This is a genomic window from Ruegeria sp. F11, assembly GCF_056533855.1.
The window spans coordinates 81,589-98,048 of sequence record NZ_JBQFOW010000003.1; the positions used below are offsets into that span (position 1 = coordinate 81,589).

General features: G+C 59.5%; 13 protein-coding genes. 8 read left to right on the top strand and 5 right to left on the bottom strand.

The window, feature by feature from the left end; genetic code table 11:
* Positions 1–33 precede the first annotated feature (33 nt).
* From ACR0NJ_RS04915 to ACR0NJ_RS04950, 8 genes are all read left to right on the top strand, one after another.
* A complete protein-coding gene (locus tag ACR0NJ_RS04915) occupies positions 34–570 on the top strand; it encodes a TRAP transporter small permease (protein ID WP_480816014.1) in 537 nt (178 codons plus the stop codon).
* Entirely contained in the window at positions 561–1,841 is a 1,281-nt protein-coding gene (locus ACR0NJ_RS04920; protein WP_480816015.1) for a TRAP transporter large permease, read from the top strand. Before ACR0NJ_RS04915 ends, ACR0NJ_RS04920 begins: the two co-directional genes overlap by 10 nt.
* A 27-nt stretch (positions 1,842–1,868) precedes the next feature.
* The gene (locus tag ACR0NJ_RS04925) at positions 1,869–2,834 is read left to right on the top strand and encodes an aldo/keto reductase (RefSeq protein ID WP_480816016.1); all 966 of its coding nucleotides are present in this window, start codon (positions 1,869–1,871) and stop codon (positions 2,832–2,834) included.
* Between the two features lie 244 nt (positions 2,835–3,078).
* Complete coding sequence (locus ACR0NJ_RS04930; RefSeq protein WP_480816017.1) at positions 3,079–6,399, top strand: ATP-binding protein; 3,321 nt, start codon at positions 3,079–3,081, stop codon at positions 6,397–6,399.
* 54 nt (positions 6,400–6,453) lie between these two features.
* Positions 6,454–7,404 carry a GlxA family transcriptional regulator gene (locus tag ACR0NJ_RS04935; RefSeq protein ID WP_480816018.1) on the top strand — a complete coding sequence of 317 codons (951 nt, stop codon included), beginning with the start codon at positions 6,454–6,456 and terminating at the stop codon, positions 7,402–7,404.
* A gap of 121 nt (positions 7,405–7,525) precedes the next feature.
* Entirely contained in the window at positions 7,526–9,079 is a 1,554-nt protein-coding gene (locus tag ACR0NJ_RS04940) for a trimethylamine methyltransferase family protein (protein WP_480816019.1), read from the top strand.
* A 40-nt stretch (positions 9,080–9,119) separates the two neighbouring features.
* Entirely contained in the window at positions 9,120–9,851 is a 732-nt protein-coding gene (locus ACR0NJ_RS04945; RefSeq protein ID WP_480816020.1) for an SDR family NAD(P)-dependent oxidoreductase, read from the top strand.
* Entirely contained in the window at positions 9,848–10,582 is a 735-nt protein-coding gene (locus tag ACR0NJ_RS04950) for an SDR family NAD(P)-dependent oxidoreductase (protein ID WP_480816021.1), read from the top strand. The genes ACR0NJ_RS04945 and ACR0NJ_RS04950 overlap by 4 nt, the downstream gene beginning before the upstream one ends.
* Here ACR0NJ_RS04950 and ACR0NJ_RS04955 read toward each other — a convergent pair whose 3' ends face one another.
* The 5 genes from ACR0NJ_RS04955 to ACR0NJ_RS04975 all read right to left on the bottom strand — a co-directional run bounded on the left by ACR0NJ_RS04955 (position 10,583) and on the right by ACR0NJ_RS04975 (position 16,386).
* Positions 10,583–11,923: an NAD(P)/FAD-dependent oxidoreductase gene (locus tag ACR0NJ_RS04955; RefSeq protein ID WP_480816022.1), complete on the bottom strand. Its 1,341-nt coding sequence runs from the start codon at positions 11,921–11,923 to the stop codon at positions 10,583–10,585.
* Entirely contained in the window at positions 11,920–13,416 is a 1,497-nt protein-coding gene (locus ACR0NJ_RS04960) for an aldehyde dehydrogenase (protein ID WP_480816023.1), read from the bottom strand. Before ACR0NJ_RS04960 ends, ACR0NJ_RS04955 begins: the two co-directional genes overlap by 4 nt.
* Positions 13,417–13,421: 5 nt before the next feature.
* Positions 13,422–14,339 (bottom strand): dihydrodipicolinate synthase family protein, encoded by a 918-nt coding sequence (locus ACR0NJ_RS04965; RefSeq protein ID WP_480816024.1) that lies wholly within the window; start codon positions 14,337–14,339, stop codon positions 13,422–13,424.
* Positions 14,340–14,347: 8 nt separating this feature from the next.
* A complete protein-coding gene (locus tag ACR0NJ_RS04970; RefSeq protein ID WP_480816025.1) occupies positions 14,348–15,058 on the bottom strand; it encodes a GntR family transcriptional regulator in 711 nt (236 codons plus the stop codon).
* 413 nt (positions 15,059–15,471) lie between these two features.
* Positions 15,472–16,386 carry an IclR family transcriptional regulator gene (locus tag ACR0NJ_RS04975; protein ID WP_480816026.1) on the bottom strand — a complete coding sequence of 305 codons (915 nt, stop codon included), beginning with the start codon at positions 16,384–16,386 and terminating at the stop codon, positions 15,472–15,474.
* Positions 16,387–16,460: the final 74 nt, after the last annotated feature.

Genomic DNA, 16,460 nt, shown 5'->3' on the forward strand with positions numbered 1-16,460 from the left:
CGGGTCCGGCCTTTACGCACGAGGTATGTCCTGATGTCCGATGCCCCGCCCGAAATAGACTTTGACGCTCTTGCTGCCGAAGATGATGCGCATTTTCAGAATTACCGCATCACCGTGGCGGACTATGGCTTGCTTGCACTGTTCGGCCTGCTGTTCGGAGTGGTCTTCCTGCAGTTTTTTTCCCGCTATGTTCTAAACGATTCAATCGCCTGGACCGAAGAGGCGGCGCGGTATCTGCTGATCCTGCTGGGCTTTGCCGGAGCGATCCGGTGTCAGGCTGTCGGCAGCCATATCGTTCTGGAGTTTGTCGATAAATATTACGGTCGGTTGCTGAGCTGGGTGCATATCTTTGCACTGGTCGCGACATTCATCCTGTTCGCCGTCATTATCTGGTCGGCCTGGGAGTTGATCCAGCGCACCTCGTTCCAGCAAATGGTCTCATTGCCATTCCCGAAATACTACCTGCACACCGCAGTCATGATACTGGCGGTCGGAAATCTGGGGGTTGTGACCTACCAGATCGTCGCGCGGGTGAAGCAGCTTAAAGAAGGCGTCAACAAATGGGCCTGATCATTCTTTTCGTATCCCTGTTCGGCCTGATGCTGATGCGCGTGCCAATCGCGTTTTCACTGGCGCTGTCGTCCTTTGCTTACATCCTCTATTCCGGGCTGCCGCCGGTGCTGTTGATGCACAACATGGTCAACGGCATGGACAGCTTTCCGCTGCTGGCGATACCTTTCTTCATTCTGGCCGGAGCGCTGATGAATTCCGCTGGAATCACGGCGCGCATCTTCGGCTTTGCCCGCGCCATCGTCGGCTGGATGCATGGCGGTCTGGGCCATGTGAATGTGGGTGCAAGCATCATTTTCGCGGGTATGTCCGGTGCTGCCGTTGCAGATGCGGGCGGGCTTGGGGCCATCGAAATCAAAGCCATGCGTGAAGCAGGCTATGACGATGACTTCAGCGTCGGCGTCACGGCGGCCTCGTCGACCATTGGGCCGATCATCCCGCCCTCACTGCCGCTGGTGATCTTTGGCGTCATGGCCTCGGTCTCAATCGGCAAACTGTTCGTAGCGGGCATTGTGCCGGGTCTTCTGATGGCTCTATCGCTGTCGATCATGATCTGGTGGATGTCCCGCACGCGTAACTACCCGCGCGACGTGAGTTTCAGCCCCTCGGTCATCGCGACGCGGTTCAAAGCAGCCTTCCTGCCGCTGATGACACCGGTCATCATCGTGGGCGGCATCGTCTCGGGTGCCTTCACCCCGACCGAGGCCGCCATCGGGGCCGCCGCCTACGCGCTTATCTTGGGGACAGTGGTCTATCGCACTCTGACGGTTCGGAAGCTGGCGGTGATCTCGCTGGAAACCATCGAGACAACGGCGGCGATCATGATGATTGTGGGCGCGGCCTCGGTCTTTGCCTGGATTCTGACGGCCAATCAGGTTGCTGCGCATTTCGCCGAATTCGTGCTGTCCTTCACCGACAGCAAGGCGGTGGTGCTGCTGTTGATCATGGCTGTGGTCCTGATCGTCGGTCTGTTCATGGAGACCATCGCCGCGATTTCGATCCTGGTTCCGGTGCTGATGCCGGTGGCCGCGCAGTTTGGCATCGACCCGGTGCATCTGGGCATCATCGTCATCCTGAACCTGATGTTGGGCCTGCTGACCCCGCCCGTCGGCATGGTGCTGTTCGTGCTGTCGCGCGTCTCGAAAGTGCCGTTCGAACAATGCGTCCGCGCCACGCTGCCGTTTCTGGTGCCGCTGCTGGGCGTTTTGCTGCTGCTGACCTTTGTGCCCTCGCTGGTAACGTGGCTGCCCAATCTGCTTTATGGGTCCTAAGACCGAGACCGTTTGCTGGAGACACCAATGAAAACCAATAAAATCGGCAATACCGACTTGCACGTGACCGAACTGTCTTTCGGCTGCGCCAGTATCGGCAACCTTTACCGTGAAGCGTCAGACGAAGATGTGCAAAACGTTTTGGCGACCGCCTGGGACGCTGGAATCCGTTATTTCGACACCGCCCCCCATTACGGTCGCGGCCTGTCGGAACAGCGGTTGGGGCAATTCCTGTCAAGCAAACCCCGGTCGGATTATGTGATCTCGACCAAGGTGGGCCGCGTTCTGTCCCCGGGCCATCCGATGGCCGAGGCTGACGGGTTCATCAACCCGCTGCCCAACGCGGTAAGGTATGACTATTCGGGCGACGGAATCGAAGCCTCGTTGGAAGCCAGTCTTGAGCGGTTGCAGACCACCCATGCCGATATTGTTTTTGTGCACGACATCGGTACCTACACGCACGGGGCGGGCAACGATCCTCATATGGAGGCGTTTCTGGCCTCTGGCTATGAGCGGCTGGTCAGGCTGAAAGAGCAGGGACGCATCCGCGCCTTCGGGTTGGGCGTGAACGAGAATGAGGTCTGTCTGGACGTCATGCGCCATGGGCCGATTGATGTCATTCTTCTGGCCGGTCGGTTAACCCTTCTGGACCGTTCAGCAGAGGAAGAGCTGACCGCACAATGCCGGGCGCAGGGCACCAGCCTTGTTCTGGGGGGCGTGCTGAATTCGGGTATCCTTGCCACGGGTCCGGTCGAAGGGGCCACCTATGACTACCAGCCCGCATCGCCGGAGATTCTGGAACGTGTAAGGACCCTGCAGGACAAGGCCGAGACCCTTGGAATGCCCCTGGCCACAGCTGCCTTGCAATTCGCCAAGACGCATGGATTAACATCCTCGGTACTGATCGGAACCTCCAAGGCGTCGAGCCTGACGCGAAATGTCGAGGCGTTGGCCGAAACGGTTCCTGACGAATTTCATTCTGTTTTCGCCTAACGGCCCGCGTCCTGCCCACGCGCGGCGGGGGCAGGGCGTGTTCAGAACCCACAATTGACGAAAATCTGCACAGGGAAATCCGCTGGCAAGAGCTGAACCCCTTGACCGCTGCACGGCGTCGTTCTTCATTGAAACAGAGCAGGCCAGAACCACCGGCTGTCCTGAGAAAACGATGCAAGCAGGGAGATGCCCGCCGTTGTGACACGCCCGATGGGCCAATCCCAACGGTGCGGGAAAGAATTGAATGTCCGATATAGCGCTCTGGCTTGAGAAACACGGGCTGTCCAAATATGCCGGGGCCTTTGCTGAACACGAAATCGAGCTTGGTGATCTAACCGAACTGACCGACGAAGACCTTGTCACCATCGGGCTGCCGCTCGGGCCCCGGCGGCGTTTCATGAAGGCGGTTCGCGCCAGCGTCGATGGGGATAGCCGCCCACAAAACACCGCTCTGGGGCCGTCGATTGTGGCCGAGCGGCGGCAACTGACCGTTATGTTCATCGACCTGGTGGGGTCGACCGAGCTGTCCCAGCGGGTCGATCCGGAAGACCTGGCCGAGGTCCTTCGGTTGTTCAAGGAAAGCTGCGCGGCCTCGGTCGCGGCTTTCGATGGTCATATCGCCAGTTACTATGGCGACGGGATCATGGTGTTTTTCGGCTTCCCGCACGCCCATGAAGACGATCCGGAACGCGCTGTTCGTGCGGGGTTGCGGATCATCAAGGAAATCCCTGAAATCCGTACACACGCCAAGCTGAACGTCAGGATCGGGATCGCGACCGGGCTGGTTGTTGTCGGCGATTTGCGCGGCGAAAAGATGTTTGAGGATGGCACCGCGATGGGCGAGACGCCCAATCTGGCCGCCCGTCTGCAAGCCATGGCCGACCCCGGCACACTGATTGTCGCCCCCACCACGCATCAACTGGCCGGGAACGCCTTTGAATACGTTCTGCGCGGTGCGTTCAAGCTGAAGGGTTTCGCCAAGGAAGTCGAAGCCTGGCAAGTGACTGGGACGCGGGAAAAGATCAGCCGGTTCATGGCCACAGATAGTGTTTCGCTTGGCCCGCTGGTCGGTCGTGTGACCGAGTACGAGGCCCTGCATGACAGGTGGAAGCTGGCCGCTGGCGGTCAGGGACAGGTTGTGCTGGTGTCGGGCGAGGCGGGGATTGGCAAATCCCGCCTGGTCGAAGAACTGAGCCGGAACATAGGTGGGGCCTCGCATGCCCAAATTCGGTATCAGTGCTCACCTTACCACTATGCGAGCGCCTTTTATCCGGCCATTCGCCAGCTTGAAACGGCTGCAGACCTGCGTGCGGATGACGCAAACGATGTGAAGCTGAAGAAGATCTCCTCGGTTCTGGCAGATAGGACCAGCGAGACCTTAAAACTAGCGGCATTGCTTCTGTCGGTTCCTTTCGAAGGTCAACTGGGGCCTTTGGACCTGACGCCGCAGCAGGTCATGGATCAGACGCTGGCACTGCTGATCGACACTCTGGTTTCCAAGGCCAAGGAAACTCCTGTACTGCTGTTGTTCGAAGACGCGCATTGGGTTGATCCGACCACGAAACTGCTGCTGGACCGGATCGTGGATCAGATCAGGGACCTTCCAGTGCTTGTGGTGATGACCTTCAGGCCCGAGTTTGATCCGGGCTGGGCCTTGCAGTCGAACCTGACGAAGGTTGCATTGCGGCAACTGGATTTCCGGCAGGTCAAAAGCATCGTGAACGAGGTCGCCAAATCCAATGCGATATCGGACGAGATGTATGAGTTGATTGCTGCCCGGTCCGATGGCGTGCCGCTTTATGTCGAAGAGGTCACAAAAGACCTGGTTGAATCCGGGGTTCTAGCCGATGCGTCTGATGCGTATGCGATGGGCGGCGTGTCCCCGGCCAGTTCGGTGCCCAGCACATTGCACGATGCGCTGATGGCACGCCTTGACCGTCTGAGTTCAGCCAAGGAGGTCGCCCAGGTTGGGGCGGTCATTGGGCCGCAGTTTTCCTATCCGCTGATCGCCAAAGTGTCCCGCTTTGGGGAAAAGGCCCTGCGCGCTGGTCTGGAACTTTTGGTCGACGCGGGTATCGTTACGATTTCCGAAACCGACGATCTGGAAACCTTCAGCTACCGTCATGCTCTAATTCGGGACACGGCCTACAACAGCCTTCTGAAAAGCGAACGCCGGGTTCTGCACGCGCGCGTCGCGCAGACACTTAACCAAAAATCCACCCATATCGGCGATGCCAGCCCCGAGATTCTGGCACACCACTACACGCTCGCCGGAATGGCGTCCGAGGCAATCGATTGCCGGTACCTCGCCGGTCAGCGCGCGGTCAAACGGTCGGCCAATATCGAGGCGAACACGCAGCTCGGTCTGGCAATCGAACAACTCAGCCAGCAGGGCCGCAGCCCCGAGCGGGATCGGAGGGAGATTGAGATACAGGTTCTGCGCGCAGGCGTCTTGCGCTCAACGGCGGGAATCGCTGCGGATGAAACCGGGTCGGTTTATTCGCGCATCCGCGACTTGTGCGAGCGGGTCGAAGAAACCGAACATCTTTTCCCGATTCTGAATGGCCTGTATTCCTTCCATCTGGTCCGGGCCGAGTATGACTTGGCGCGTACGGTCGCAGGGCAATTGCTGGACCTTGCCGAAACGACCGGCGAGACACAGCATCGGATGGTGGCGCATCGGGCGATGGGGGCGGTTCTGTTCCATATCGGGGAACTGGACCCGGCCTATGAACATCTGCAAGAAGCGCTGGACCTCTACAACCCGGACCGTGACGGGCATCTGGCGTTTATCTACGGGTCGGACCATGCAGCCATCACATCATGTTTCCTGAGTCTGGCCGTCTGGATGCGCGGTGATCCGGACAAAGCGCTTGAGATCCAAGAGCGGGCGGTTGAAGGCGCACGAGCGCTTTCGCATGCCCATAGCATCGCTCAATCGCTCACTTACTTGTGCATGCTGCACCTTGTGCGCCGCGAGCCGGAGAAAGTGGTTGAGGTCGTGGACCAGCTTGAGGACCTGTCTGCCGAGCATTCCTTTACTTTCATGTCGCTGACGGCGACCCTGTGGAGAAGCTGGGTGGAGGCCTATCTTGCCCCCGGGCCCGAAACGATCCGCGCACTGCACAACGCGGCCAAAGCGTGGTGGGCGAGCGGTGCGGGGAATTACAAGCCTTTCTTCCTGACCCTGATTGCCGAACTAACGCTGAAAACGGGGGATCGGGACGGGGCGTTGACCCTTCTGGCAGACGCCCGCAAGTACCAAACGCTGACAATTGAAGGGTGGGCCCAGGCTGAGACGGACCGAGTCCAAGCCCTCGCAAGCTCCAAGGGCGAGCCCGCCGAAGCTGAGTTCCGCGCGGCTCTGGACACAGCGCGACAGCAACACGCACATATGTTCGAGCTTCGAACGGCTGTGGACTATGTCAGACAGTGCCGGAAATTCGGGCAAATACCCTCTGCCATCTCTGATCTGGAAGATGTTCTTTCGACGATCACCGGCGGAGAGACCTCACCGGACGTAAGAGAAGCCCGCGATCTGCTTTGTGCGCGCAAGCCCGTCTGAAGGCTCTGCACTTACCCTCTGGACAGCACAAAAACATCGGCGCTAGAGAAAGCTATGTCTCAGACGCAGCACTACACCTTCATCCTTGTCGAAGAGTTCTCGCATATTGCGTTCTCCTGCGCGGTCGAGCCGTTGCGGATTGCCAATCTGCTAAGTCAGCAGGAGCTGTATAAATGGACGCTGCTGTCCGAAAATGGTGAAACGGCGATTTCGTCCAATGAAACCAAGACGCTGGTGGACGGAGGGCTCGGGGCCATCCCGAAATGCGACCGTCTGTTCGTTTTGTCCGGCATCCATATGCGTGCCCACGCAAGCCGCCCCCTGCTGGCGGCGCTGCGCCGCGAAAGGGCGCGCGGCACGCGGATCGGGGCCTTATGCTCGGGGGCCTGGCTTTTGGCTGAAGCGGGGTTTCTCGAAGATCAGAAAGCAGCAATTCACTGGGAGTATCATGACAGTTTCATGGAGACCTTCCCCGAGGTGAATCTGGTGCGAAACGTGTTTGTTTCGGATGAAAAGCACATCACGGCTTCGGGCGGAACGGCCACTGCGGATCTGATGCTGCACCTGATCGGGCAGGATCACGGCGATACGCTGGCGCTCGATGTTGCGGATCAGATGGTTTACAACGCGGTGCGAGCCGCAACGGCGAAACAGCGGGTCTCGTTGCAATCGCGAAGCGGGATGCGCAACAAGCATTTGGCGGCGGCGATCCAGGTCATGCGAGAGCATATAGACGAACCGATCCCGCCATCCTCAATCGCCGCCCAGCTCGGAATCTCGACCCGCCAGCTAGAGCGGTTGTTCGGTAAATACCTGAACTCCTCGCCCAAAAAATACTACATGGAAATGCGGCTGGAGCGCGCTCAGAAACTGCTGCTTCAAACCGAAGACTCCGTCACGGATATTGCCATGGCCTGCGGGTTCGACAACCCCGGCCATTTTTCGAAAGTGTTCAAGGCAAGTTTTGGCGTGTCTCCGCACGCGCAACGAAACAAGATCGGTTGATCTGGCGAACCGGCGTTTAACGGCCCATTTCGATGTGTCGCTTATTTCAACAAAACATCGCATAATGAGAGGCACGCGATGGTCATAGCGCGCATTTTCATGGAAAATCAGGAGAATTCCGATGACCGCTGAAATCCCCACCCGTTCGCGTGCCGGAGGGCGCTCTGCCCGCCGTGCCCTGCGCACCGCCCCGAAATTCGACATGTTGCCCGGCCTGACGCGCAACCTTCCGCTTTGTGAGGTCATGGATGGCAGTCAGGTCGAGATGATCGACAGTGCCGCGATGGACATTCTTGAAAACGTCGGCGTTCAGTTCCGTGATCCGATTGCATTGGAGGATTGGAAAAGGGCAGGGGCCAAGGTGGACGGAGAACTGGTCTATCTGGAACGCAACATGGTGCGTGAACTGATCAAGACCATTCCGGCGCAGTTCACCTATCACGCGCGCAATCCCAACAATAATGTCAAGCTGGGCGGCAAACATTCGGTGTTCGTGCCGATGACCGGCGCGCCCTTTCTGCGCGATCTGGACGATGTGCGCCGGAACCCCACGCTGGACGATCTGGCGATGTTCCACAAGCTCAGCCACATGATGCCCGCGCTGCACAGCTCGGCCCATCATATCGTTGAACCTTACGATCACCCGATCAGTCAGCGTCACCTGCGCATCACTTATTCGTCGATGAAATACTCGGACAAGATGTTCATGGGCATGACCACCTCGCCCAAGAACGCCGAAGATGTGATGGATATGTGCGCCATCCTGTTCGGCGATGACTTCATCGACAACAACCCTGTCACGACCGGTAACTGCAACGGCAACAGCCCGCTGGTCTGGGATGAGACCATGCTGGGCGCGATGCGCGCCTTTTGCCGTCGAAACCAACCGGTCCTGTGCTCGCCATTCGTTCTAGGTGGCGCGAATACACCCGCGTCCGTCCCCGCCACCGTCGCGCAACTGACCGCCGAGGCGCTGTCGGCGCTGGCCTATACACAAGTGGTTCGCAAGGGCTGTCCGGCGATCTGGGGCCACTACCTGTCGACCGTGTCGATGAAATCCGGCGCGCCGATGGCGGGCACGCCCGAGATCAGTCTGATGAACTTCATGATCGGCCAGATGGCACGGTTCTACGATGTGCCGTGGCGAACCTCGAACACACTGGGCGGGGCCAAGACGTTCGACGCGCAGGCCGGGTATGAATCGGCCACCACGCTCAGCGCCGTTATCCATGCGGGGGCGAACTATATCTGGCATTCTGCGGGCTGGAATGAGGCCGGCATGCATTGCTCGGTCGCAAAGTTCGTCGTGGACGCCGAACAATGCGCCATGGCGTATCGCATGGCCGAAGGGCCGAAATGGCATGATTTCGATCAGGCGCTGGGGGCTGTTCCGGATGTTGGGCCGGGTGGGCACTATCTCGGCCACCCGCACACGCAGGAGAACTTTCAAACCGCCTTCTTCATGCCCGATCTGTTCGACAACAACTCGATCGAGCAGTGGCAGGCTGAAGGCAGCGTTGAGATTACCGAACGTGCGTTGAAACACGCCAAGAAGCTGTTGGCCGAGTACGAAGAGCCGAAGCTGGACGAAGGCAAAAACGAAGCGCTTTTGGACTATATTGCCCGCCGCGAACGGGAGATCCCGGCGGGGGATGAGTTGAACCAGTCGTTCTGACACACCGATTGTATCATATGAGGGTCGGGAGGTTGCCCCTATGAGCCTAGGAGGTAAGACAGCACTGGTGACCGGCGCAGCCGGGGGCATCGGAGCGTCTATCGTGGCGCGCCTGCGCGAGGCAAGGGTGCACGTTGCGGTTGCGGATCGCGAAGTCAGTGGGATCAACGCCGAGGTACATTTGCCCGGCGACCTGCTGGATCACACTTATGCGGACGGGCTGGCGCAAGTAGCGGCGGACCGGCTTGGCGGTCTGGACATCGTGGTGAATAATGCTGGTGTGATCACACGCGGCTCCGTGACCGAAACCTCGGATCAGGACTGGTCGCTGTCGCTGGGCGTCAATGTCGAGGCCCCGTTCCGCATCTGCCGTGCCGCGATCCCGATCATGGCGGCAGCGGGCGGCGGGGCCATCGTCAATACCGCCTCATGCTGGGGCCTACGGCCCGGTCCCAACCACGCGGTTTATTGCATGACCAAAGCCGCCATCGCATCCCTGACGCAATGTATGGGCATGGACCACGCGCATCAGGGCATCCGCATCAACGCCGTCTGCCCGAACGAGGTGAACACGCCCATGCTGCGCTCGGGCTTTGAAAAGCGCGGGTTCGATCCGGATACGGCGGTGGCCGAACTGGGCCAGACCGTCCCGCTGGGTCGCATCGCCGAACCTGAAGACATCGCGGATGTCGTCATGTTCCTGATCTCGGACGCCGCCCGCTATGTCTGCGGCTCATTGGTCGAGGTCAATGGCGGGAAGCCGGTGTCATGACCCGGTTTAAGGGCAAAGTTGCGCTGATCACAGGCGGGCGCAGCGGGATCGGTCGGGCCATCTCCGAGCGGTTGCGGCAGGAAGGCGCGCACGTGATTACCGCGCAACGGAGCGCAGATAGCCGGTTCGACAGTATCGCTGCAGATTTCACCGATCCTGACAGCCCGGTGCGGGTCGTGTCAGAGGTGATCGACCGCACCGGCCAGTTGGACGTGCTGGTGAACAATGCGGGCATGATGCAGGAAGCCTCGGTCGAAGATATGAGCCTGCAGGACTGGCAGCGCAACCTGTCGGTCAACCTGACCGCACCTTTCCTGATGATCAAAGCCGCGCTGCCCTATCTCCGCCAGAGCCGGGGCAGTATTGTGAACACGGGCTCGGTCGAGGGTCTGGGCAGCAATCCTGGACACGCGGCCTATTGCGCCTCAAAGGCCGGGCTGCACGGTCTGACCCGTGCCGTGGCTGTCGATCATGGGGCCGAGGGCATTCGCTGCAACGCGGTTGCGCCGGGGTGGATCGACACGGATCTGAACCTCGATTTTATAGAAAGCATGGAAGACCCCGCCGCGTTCCGCAGGGACATCTCGAAAATCCATCCCGTTGCCCGCACTGGCAAGCCCGAGGAAGTCGCGGCGCTGGTCGCATTCCTCGCCTCGTCTGACGCCAGCTTTATCACCGGGCAGATTTTCACCGTGGATGGCGGGCGCATGGCCAAGCTGAGCCTGCCCTGATCAATCCTCGCGCGCGCGCCATTCTCTCCAGCGCAGAACCACATTTGCGCCAATCTCGCGGAACGGTTGCGGGGGCAGGGGCTTGGGCCGGGCTTCGGCCTCAAAATGCCGGGTTACGTCTGAGCTGTGCCCACAGGCCTGCTCCGCTGCCGCCATGCCCGTCAGAGTGCCGCGCGCGGTGCCCAGCCCGTTCTGCACGCAACCGGAAAAGACTCCAGCCTCGATTTCACGCGCGACCGAAACACCGTTGAGGCTCAGGCACAAATGGCCCGCCCATTGGTATTGCATCTGCATCCCGGCCAGTTGCGGAAATCGTTGATCGAATTTGCGCTGCATCACGCGCGCGGCGCGGTTCAGGTCGCTGGCTTTGGAGGCCATGTTAGGGCGCAGGGCCGCGCAGGTGCGGGTGACGATACGGTTGCCGCCTTGCCCGGTGTCGATACGGCGCATGGTGGTGCCCATCGGATCAGACGGGGTAATCCCCCACCGCGATTGCCCGCCCAGCTTTTTCAGCGCGTCCTCGTCCAGTTCCGGGGTCATGACGGCAAACAGAAAAATCTGCATCAGGCGGTCGCGCTCAATCCCGAAGCTTTCCAGATGGCCGTTAACCGTCAGAATGACCTTTGACGCGATTATGGCCGCCTTTTCTGCCTGCACCCGCCAGCCCTCGCCGTCGCGGGCAAAACTGGTGACAGGGCTGTTTTCGAAGATCTGCACCCCTTGCCGGATCAGCCCGGCGGCCAGCCCACGGATATAGCCCGCAGGCTGCAGCGTGACCGTGCCGGGCGTATAGAGCCCCGAAATATAATGGCGCGAGCCAGTCAGATCGTACATCTGCTGAGGGTCCAGCATCTGGCTGTCCTCACCCAGCGATGCTAGGTGTTGCGCATAGCTTTTGTTGCGCGCCTCGGCCCCTTCGCTGGCGGCCCCGTTTACCTTGCCGACCGGGTCGAAGAAATTCGGGTCGATCTGGTATTCGTCCACCGCCGCGCGCGCGAAACCGATAGCGTGGCGGTTTAGCCCGATTATCTTGCGGTCATCACCCTCACCGGCATAATCGTCCGAGGCCAGATCATGCGGCAGGTCGATCATAAAGCCCGAGTTGCGGCCCGCCGCGCCCTCGGCAATGCGGCCCGCGTCGATCACCACAACCTTCGCATCAGGCTGCAACTGCGTGATCCGGCGCGCGGCGGACAGGCCCGCAAAGCCGCCGCCCACGATGACGAAATCGGTGTGCTGGTCGGCCTCAAGCACCCTTGGGCGGGGCTTGTCACCCAGAATGGCGTTCCAGGCTGCCGGCCCCCGCTGGACCGGCAGAGATTTTGCGGTGTACCCCGTCAACTTACGGCCTCATCCGCATCATCGGCAAGATCAATCCAGATCGTTTTCAACTGGGTGTATTGATCATGAGCGTGGATCGAGTTGTCCCGCCCGCCAAAGCCCGACTGCTTGTAACCCCCAAAGGGGGTCGAGATGTCGCCTTCGCCGAAGCTGTTGACCGTGACGGTCCCGGCCCGCAGGGCGCGGGCCCCGCGAATGGCGCGTTTGACATTGGCGGTGAAGATCGACGCGCACAGACCGTATTCCGTGTCGTTGCCCATCTTGATCGCTTCGTCAAAGCCCGAAACCTCGATCACAGACAGGACCGGCCCGAAGATTTCCTCTCGCGCCAGCAAGGTGTTGTTGTCTTCGACCTCAACCACCGTGGCCTCGACAAAACCATTATTCGCCTTGCCGCCGATCACCACGTTCTCAGCCTTGTCCAGATAGGAACAGACCTTGGAGAAATGGCCTTCGGACACAAGCGCGCCCAAGCGGGTCTCCGGGTCCAGCGGATCGCCGATATTCCACTGTTTGGCGTGATGCGCAATGCGCTCCAGCAGCTCAGCCTTGACGTCCTTATGCACGATCAGACGCGACGAGGCCGAGCAGTTCTCGCCCATGTTCCAGAACGCCCCGTTCACCACATGCGCGGCGACCCGGTCCAGATTCTCGGCATCGTCCATCACGATGGCGGGGTTCTTGCCGCCCATCTCAAGCACAACCTCCTTGGCATTCGATTCTGCCGAGTAGGTCAGGAATTTCTTCCCGGTCACGGTCGAGCCGGTGAAGGACACCATGTCGATATCCATATGGCGGCCAATCGGCTCGCCAACCTCAGCACCCCCGCCGGGCAGAATGTTTAGGACGCCCGCCGGGATACCTGCCTCCATCGCCAGTTCCGCCAGCCGTAGCGCGGTCAGCGTGGTTTCCTGAGCAGGCTTAACCACCACCGAACACCCCGCCGCCAGCGCCGGACCGATCTTCCACGCCAGCATCAGCAGCGGGAAGTTCCACGGCAGCACGAGCCCAACCACTCCGATGGGTTCACGCACTATCATGGCGATGTGGTCATCGCTGGCCGGAGCCACCTGATCGTAGATTTTGTCGATTGCCTCGGCGTGCCATTTCAGGCAGTGGATGGTTTCGGCCACATCCACGGTTTCGCAATCATAAATGGGCTTGCCGCTGTCGATGCTTTCCATCACCGCCAACTCATGCGCGTTGCGCGTGATCAGTTTGCACATTCGGATCAGCACGCCCTTGCGTTCGGATGGGTGCAGTTTCGACCAGCGGCCATCGTCAAAAGCCTCGCGCGCCTTTTCGACGGCGAAGTCTACATCCGCCGAGCTGCATGAGGCTATTTCGGCCAGCTTTTCACCGGTGGCCGGGTTGACGCTGGTAAAGGTTTCGCCGGACAAGGCCGGGCGAAAGCCGCCGTCGATGAAAGCGCCGGTGGGCAGGGACAGGCCCGCGGCGATGGATTTGTATTCGTCCTGTGTCAGCAGAGTCATGTGTCTTATCCTTCTGCCACGATATCGGCGATTGTGCGTTTCAGAACCCGCGTCACCTGTTCCAGCGCGCGTTTGTCATCCTTGTTCAAACCTTTCAGCGGCGGGCGTACCGGGCCCGCGTCGATCCCGTTCATCGTGACGCCATGCTTGATGGTCTGGATGAACTTGCCGCCCTGTTCCAAAGTGTGCATCAGCGGCAGCATCGCGCTCATGATCCGGCGGCCTTTGGTGAAGTCACCCTCGATCACGCAGGCATTGTAAAGCGCCGCATGCTCGGCAGGCAGGAAGTTCGACCCACCACAGACCCAGAACCGCGATCCCCAGGCGAAGAACTCCAGCGCCTGATCGTCCATGCCGCAGCCCAGCTGGATATGAGGATAGTCCCGCGCCAGTAGGTGCACTCGGTTGATATCGCCCGAGCTTTCCTTGATGCCGCAGAAATTCCGGCTGCGACCGACGCGATCTAGAAACTCCTCTCCCATCATCGTGCCAGTGCGGTGCGGGTAGTTGTACAGCATCACCGGCAGATCTGCGGCCTTGTCGATGGCCAACGCGTTCAGCGCATTCTCGCGGTCGGTTGGCACCGAATAGGCGGGGCTGGCCAGCAGGATCGCATCCGCCCCGATCTCGCGCGCGCCAGAGGCCAGCGCAATCGAATCCGGCGTCATCATCGCGCCCGTACCGACGACCAGAGGCGTGCGATCCTTCAGGCGTTCATGGGTGAACTTTGCCAGTTCCAGCCGTTCCGCCACGGTCTGTGAATAGTTCTCGCCGGTCGAACCGCCCGAGATCAGGCCGTGCACGCCGTTTTCAATCAGGTATTCGATCACGTCCGACAGAGCATCCCAATGGACGCTGCCATCGTCGTGAAACGGGGTCACTACAGGCGTGTAGATCCCTTCGAATTTGAACAAGGGGGTCATGTTGATCCTCATGCAGGGGTTTTGCGCGCGACAGAGCCCAGCGGCACGTCAAGCCCGTCGGGCGTGACAAACAGCTCGATCCGGTCGCGGGACAGGTTCCAGTGGTCAATGGCCAGCTGCGCAGCAGCCGCCTCATCGCCCGCCTCGATGGCGGCGATGATGGCGTCGTGCTGGGCGCTGGCTTCGGGCAGGTTCTTGGCCATCGCGGCATCCTGAGGCCGGTAGAACGTCATGCTGATCCGCGCATGGTCGATCAGTAGCCGCTTGAACGAAGGCAGCAGATAGATGTTGTCGGCCATATCCCCGGTAATCTCGTGAAAGCGGTTGTTGGACATCGCCCGATCCGCGCTCGAGCCAGATCGCAACGCCGATTTGAACGTCTCCTGCGCCTCTTTCAGCAGCGTTATCTGGTCGGGTTTGCCGTTCTTGGCGGCAAGCTGCAGAATGGCACCATAGATCATGGGCGCGGCCAGAAAAAAGTCGCGCAGCGTGGTGTAGGACATGCCGGACACCCGCGCGCCCCGGTTCTCGCGCAACTCAAGATAGCCCTCACCGGCCAGTTGGCGAAATACCTCGCGCAAAGGTGTGCGCGATAGGTCGAACTGATCCGACAGGGTTGTTTCGTCCAGGTCTTCGCCCGGCTTCAACATCTGAGTCAGCACCGCCGTTTTCAGGTGCCCGTAGAGTTGGGTCTTTCTGTGCCGCGAGGCGTCTTTCATGCCCGAACCTCCCACCAAGGCAACGGCTTACCGGCGATGATAGAATCGCCTGCAAGGCCAGGTTTCTTCGGTGCAATATTAAATATTCAAACTGTATACAATAGAAAAAGTTCGTGTATGCAATTCTGACAACTGGTTCCGGGAAGCTGGGGCGCAACGCATGTGCAGGGAAAAGCTGGTCTTCGACCAAGTCGCAAAGGCTTCACTGAGCCTGTGCAGTGACGGATTTCGCGAACCATCGCGCGAAAGTTCCACAGGATGGTGGAAGTGGTCGGAGGGGCTGAGATTAGCCGGGGCGCGCAAAACGGCCGCCTGTCTCAGCGACGCGCCGTCACAAGTTCTTGTCCGATTTTCAGAGATCGACGGACGTGCGCGCTTGCTACTGGCAACGAGTTTCTAGCTCACTTACGCAATCATTTCCCTGCGGGCCTATGCCTGAGCCTTTCCGAAATCTCATTCGCAGCCTGAATGACCGACATCGCAAGCGTGTCCAGTTTTTCGTCTGGAAACCGTGTGATAGGTCCCGAGATCGAAACGCCCGCGACAACGTTCCCCAGAGAATCGAAGACCGGCGCAGCGATACAGCGCATACCCAACGACCGTTCCTCATCGTCCAGCGCCCAACCGCGTTGCCGGGACTTTCTCAGTTCGTCCTTCAGCCGCTGTTTGTCCGTTATTGAGTTCGACGTCTGGCGCAGCAGCGAAAGCGGCTCAAGAAAACTATCAAGCTCATCGTCTTCCATGAAAGCCATTATGGTCTTACCCACGCCGGATGTATGAAAGTAAGCGTTGGTCCCGTTCTTGATTGAAGCCCGTATCGGATTCTCCGACTCGACCTGAACAAGATACAGCAGCTTGCCACCGTCTTCGACCGCCAGATTCGCGGTCTCGCCCGTATCCTTGGCCAGCGTGCGCATCACCGCAGGCGCAACTTCAAGCAGGTTCGACCCCTCTTCAAACGCATTCCCGATCCGGTAGGCTTGCGGTCCTATCCGCCAATTGCCTTGCTCAGCGTCATGGGCGACCATGCCACGATGCTGAAGCGTGCTGAGAATCCGATGTGCCGTTGCTGCCGGAATCGCGGTTTCTTTTGCAATCTCTGCCAAAGTCGCAGCCTTCGCCTCGGCAAGGTGAATCAACACGCGAATCCCACGATCAAGCGCAAGCACAGGTGAGTTACCTGGCTTGTCCTGTTTTGACGGAAGGCGCGGACGACCCCGGCGTGAGGCGGCGATTTGTTCGGTCATAATGGGGCAACCAATGCTCGGATTTGTATCCACAGACTCTAGCCCGTCTGCGTGCCAAAAAAAATGAAAATTAAAAAACAAGTAATTTCAAATAACTACAGTATTTTTTGAATTATTCGTGAAAGACTTTCCAAAAAATTTTGCAAATTCTGTTT

What these genes read in the sequence shown, in the direction of transcription:
- ACR0NJ_RS04915 (WP_480816014.1), top strand. Translation starts at nt 34, where the DNA reads ATGTCCGATGCCCCGCCCGAAATAGACTTTGACGCTCTTGCTGCCGAA.
- ACR0NJ_RS04920 (WP_480816015.1), top strand. Translation starts at nt 561, where the DNA reads ATGGGCCTGATCATTCTTTTCGTATCCCTGTTCGGCCTGATGCTGATG.
- ACR0NJ_RS04925 (WP_480816016.1), top strand. Translation starts at nt 1,869, where the DNA reads ATGAAAACCAATAAAATCGGCAATACCGACTTGCACGTGACCGAACTG.
- ACR0NJ_RS04930 (WP_480816017.1), top strand. Translation starts at nt 3,079, where the DNA reads ATGTCCGATATAGCGCTCTGGCTTGAGAAACACGGGCTGTCCAAATAT.
- ACR0NJ_RS04935 (WP_480816018.1), top strand. Translation starts at nt 6,454, where the DNA reads ATGTCTCAGACGCAGCACTACACCTTCATCCTTGTCGAAGAGTTCTCG.
- ACR0NJ_RS04940 (WP_480816019.1), top strand. Translation starts at nt 7,526, where the DNA reads ATGACCGCTGAAATCCCCACCCGTTCGCGTGCCGGAGGGCGCTCTGCC.
- ACR0NJ_RS04945 (WP_480816020.1), top strand. Translation starts at nt 9,120, where the DNA reads ATGAGCCTAGGAGGTAAGACAGCACTGGTGACCGGCGCAGCCGGGGGC.
- ACR0NJ_RS04950 (WP_480816021.1), top strand. Translation starts at nt 9,848, where the DNA reads ATGACCCGGTTTAAGGGCAAAGTTGCGCTGATCACAGGCGGGCGCAGC.
- ACR0NJ_RS04960 (WP_480816023.1), bottom strand. Translation starts at nt 13,416, where the DNA reads ATGACTCTGCTGACACAGGACGAATACAAATCCATCGCCGCGGGCCTG.
- ACR0NJ_RS04965 (WP_480816024.1), bottom strand. Translation starts at nt 14,339, where the DNA reads ATGACCCCCTTGTTCAAATTCGAAGGGATCTACACGCCTGTAGTGACC.
- ACR0NJ_RS04970 (WP_480816025.1), bottom strand. Translation starts at nt 15,058, where the DNA reads ATGAAAGACGCCTCGCGGCACAGAAAGACCCAACTCTACGGGCACCTG.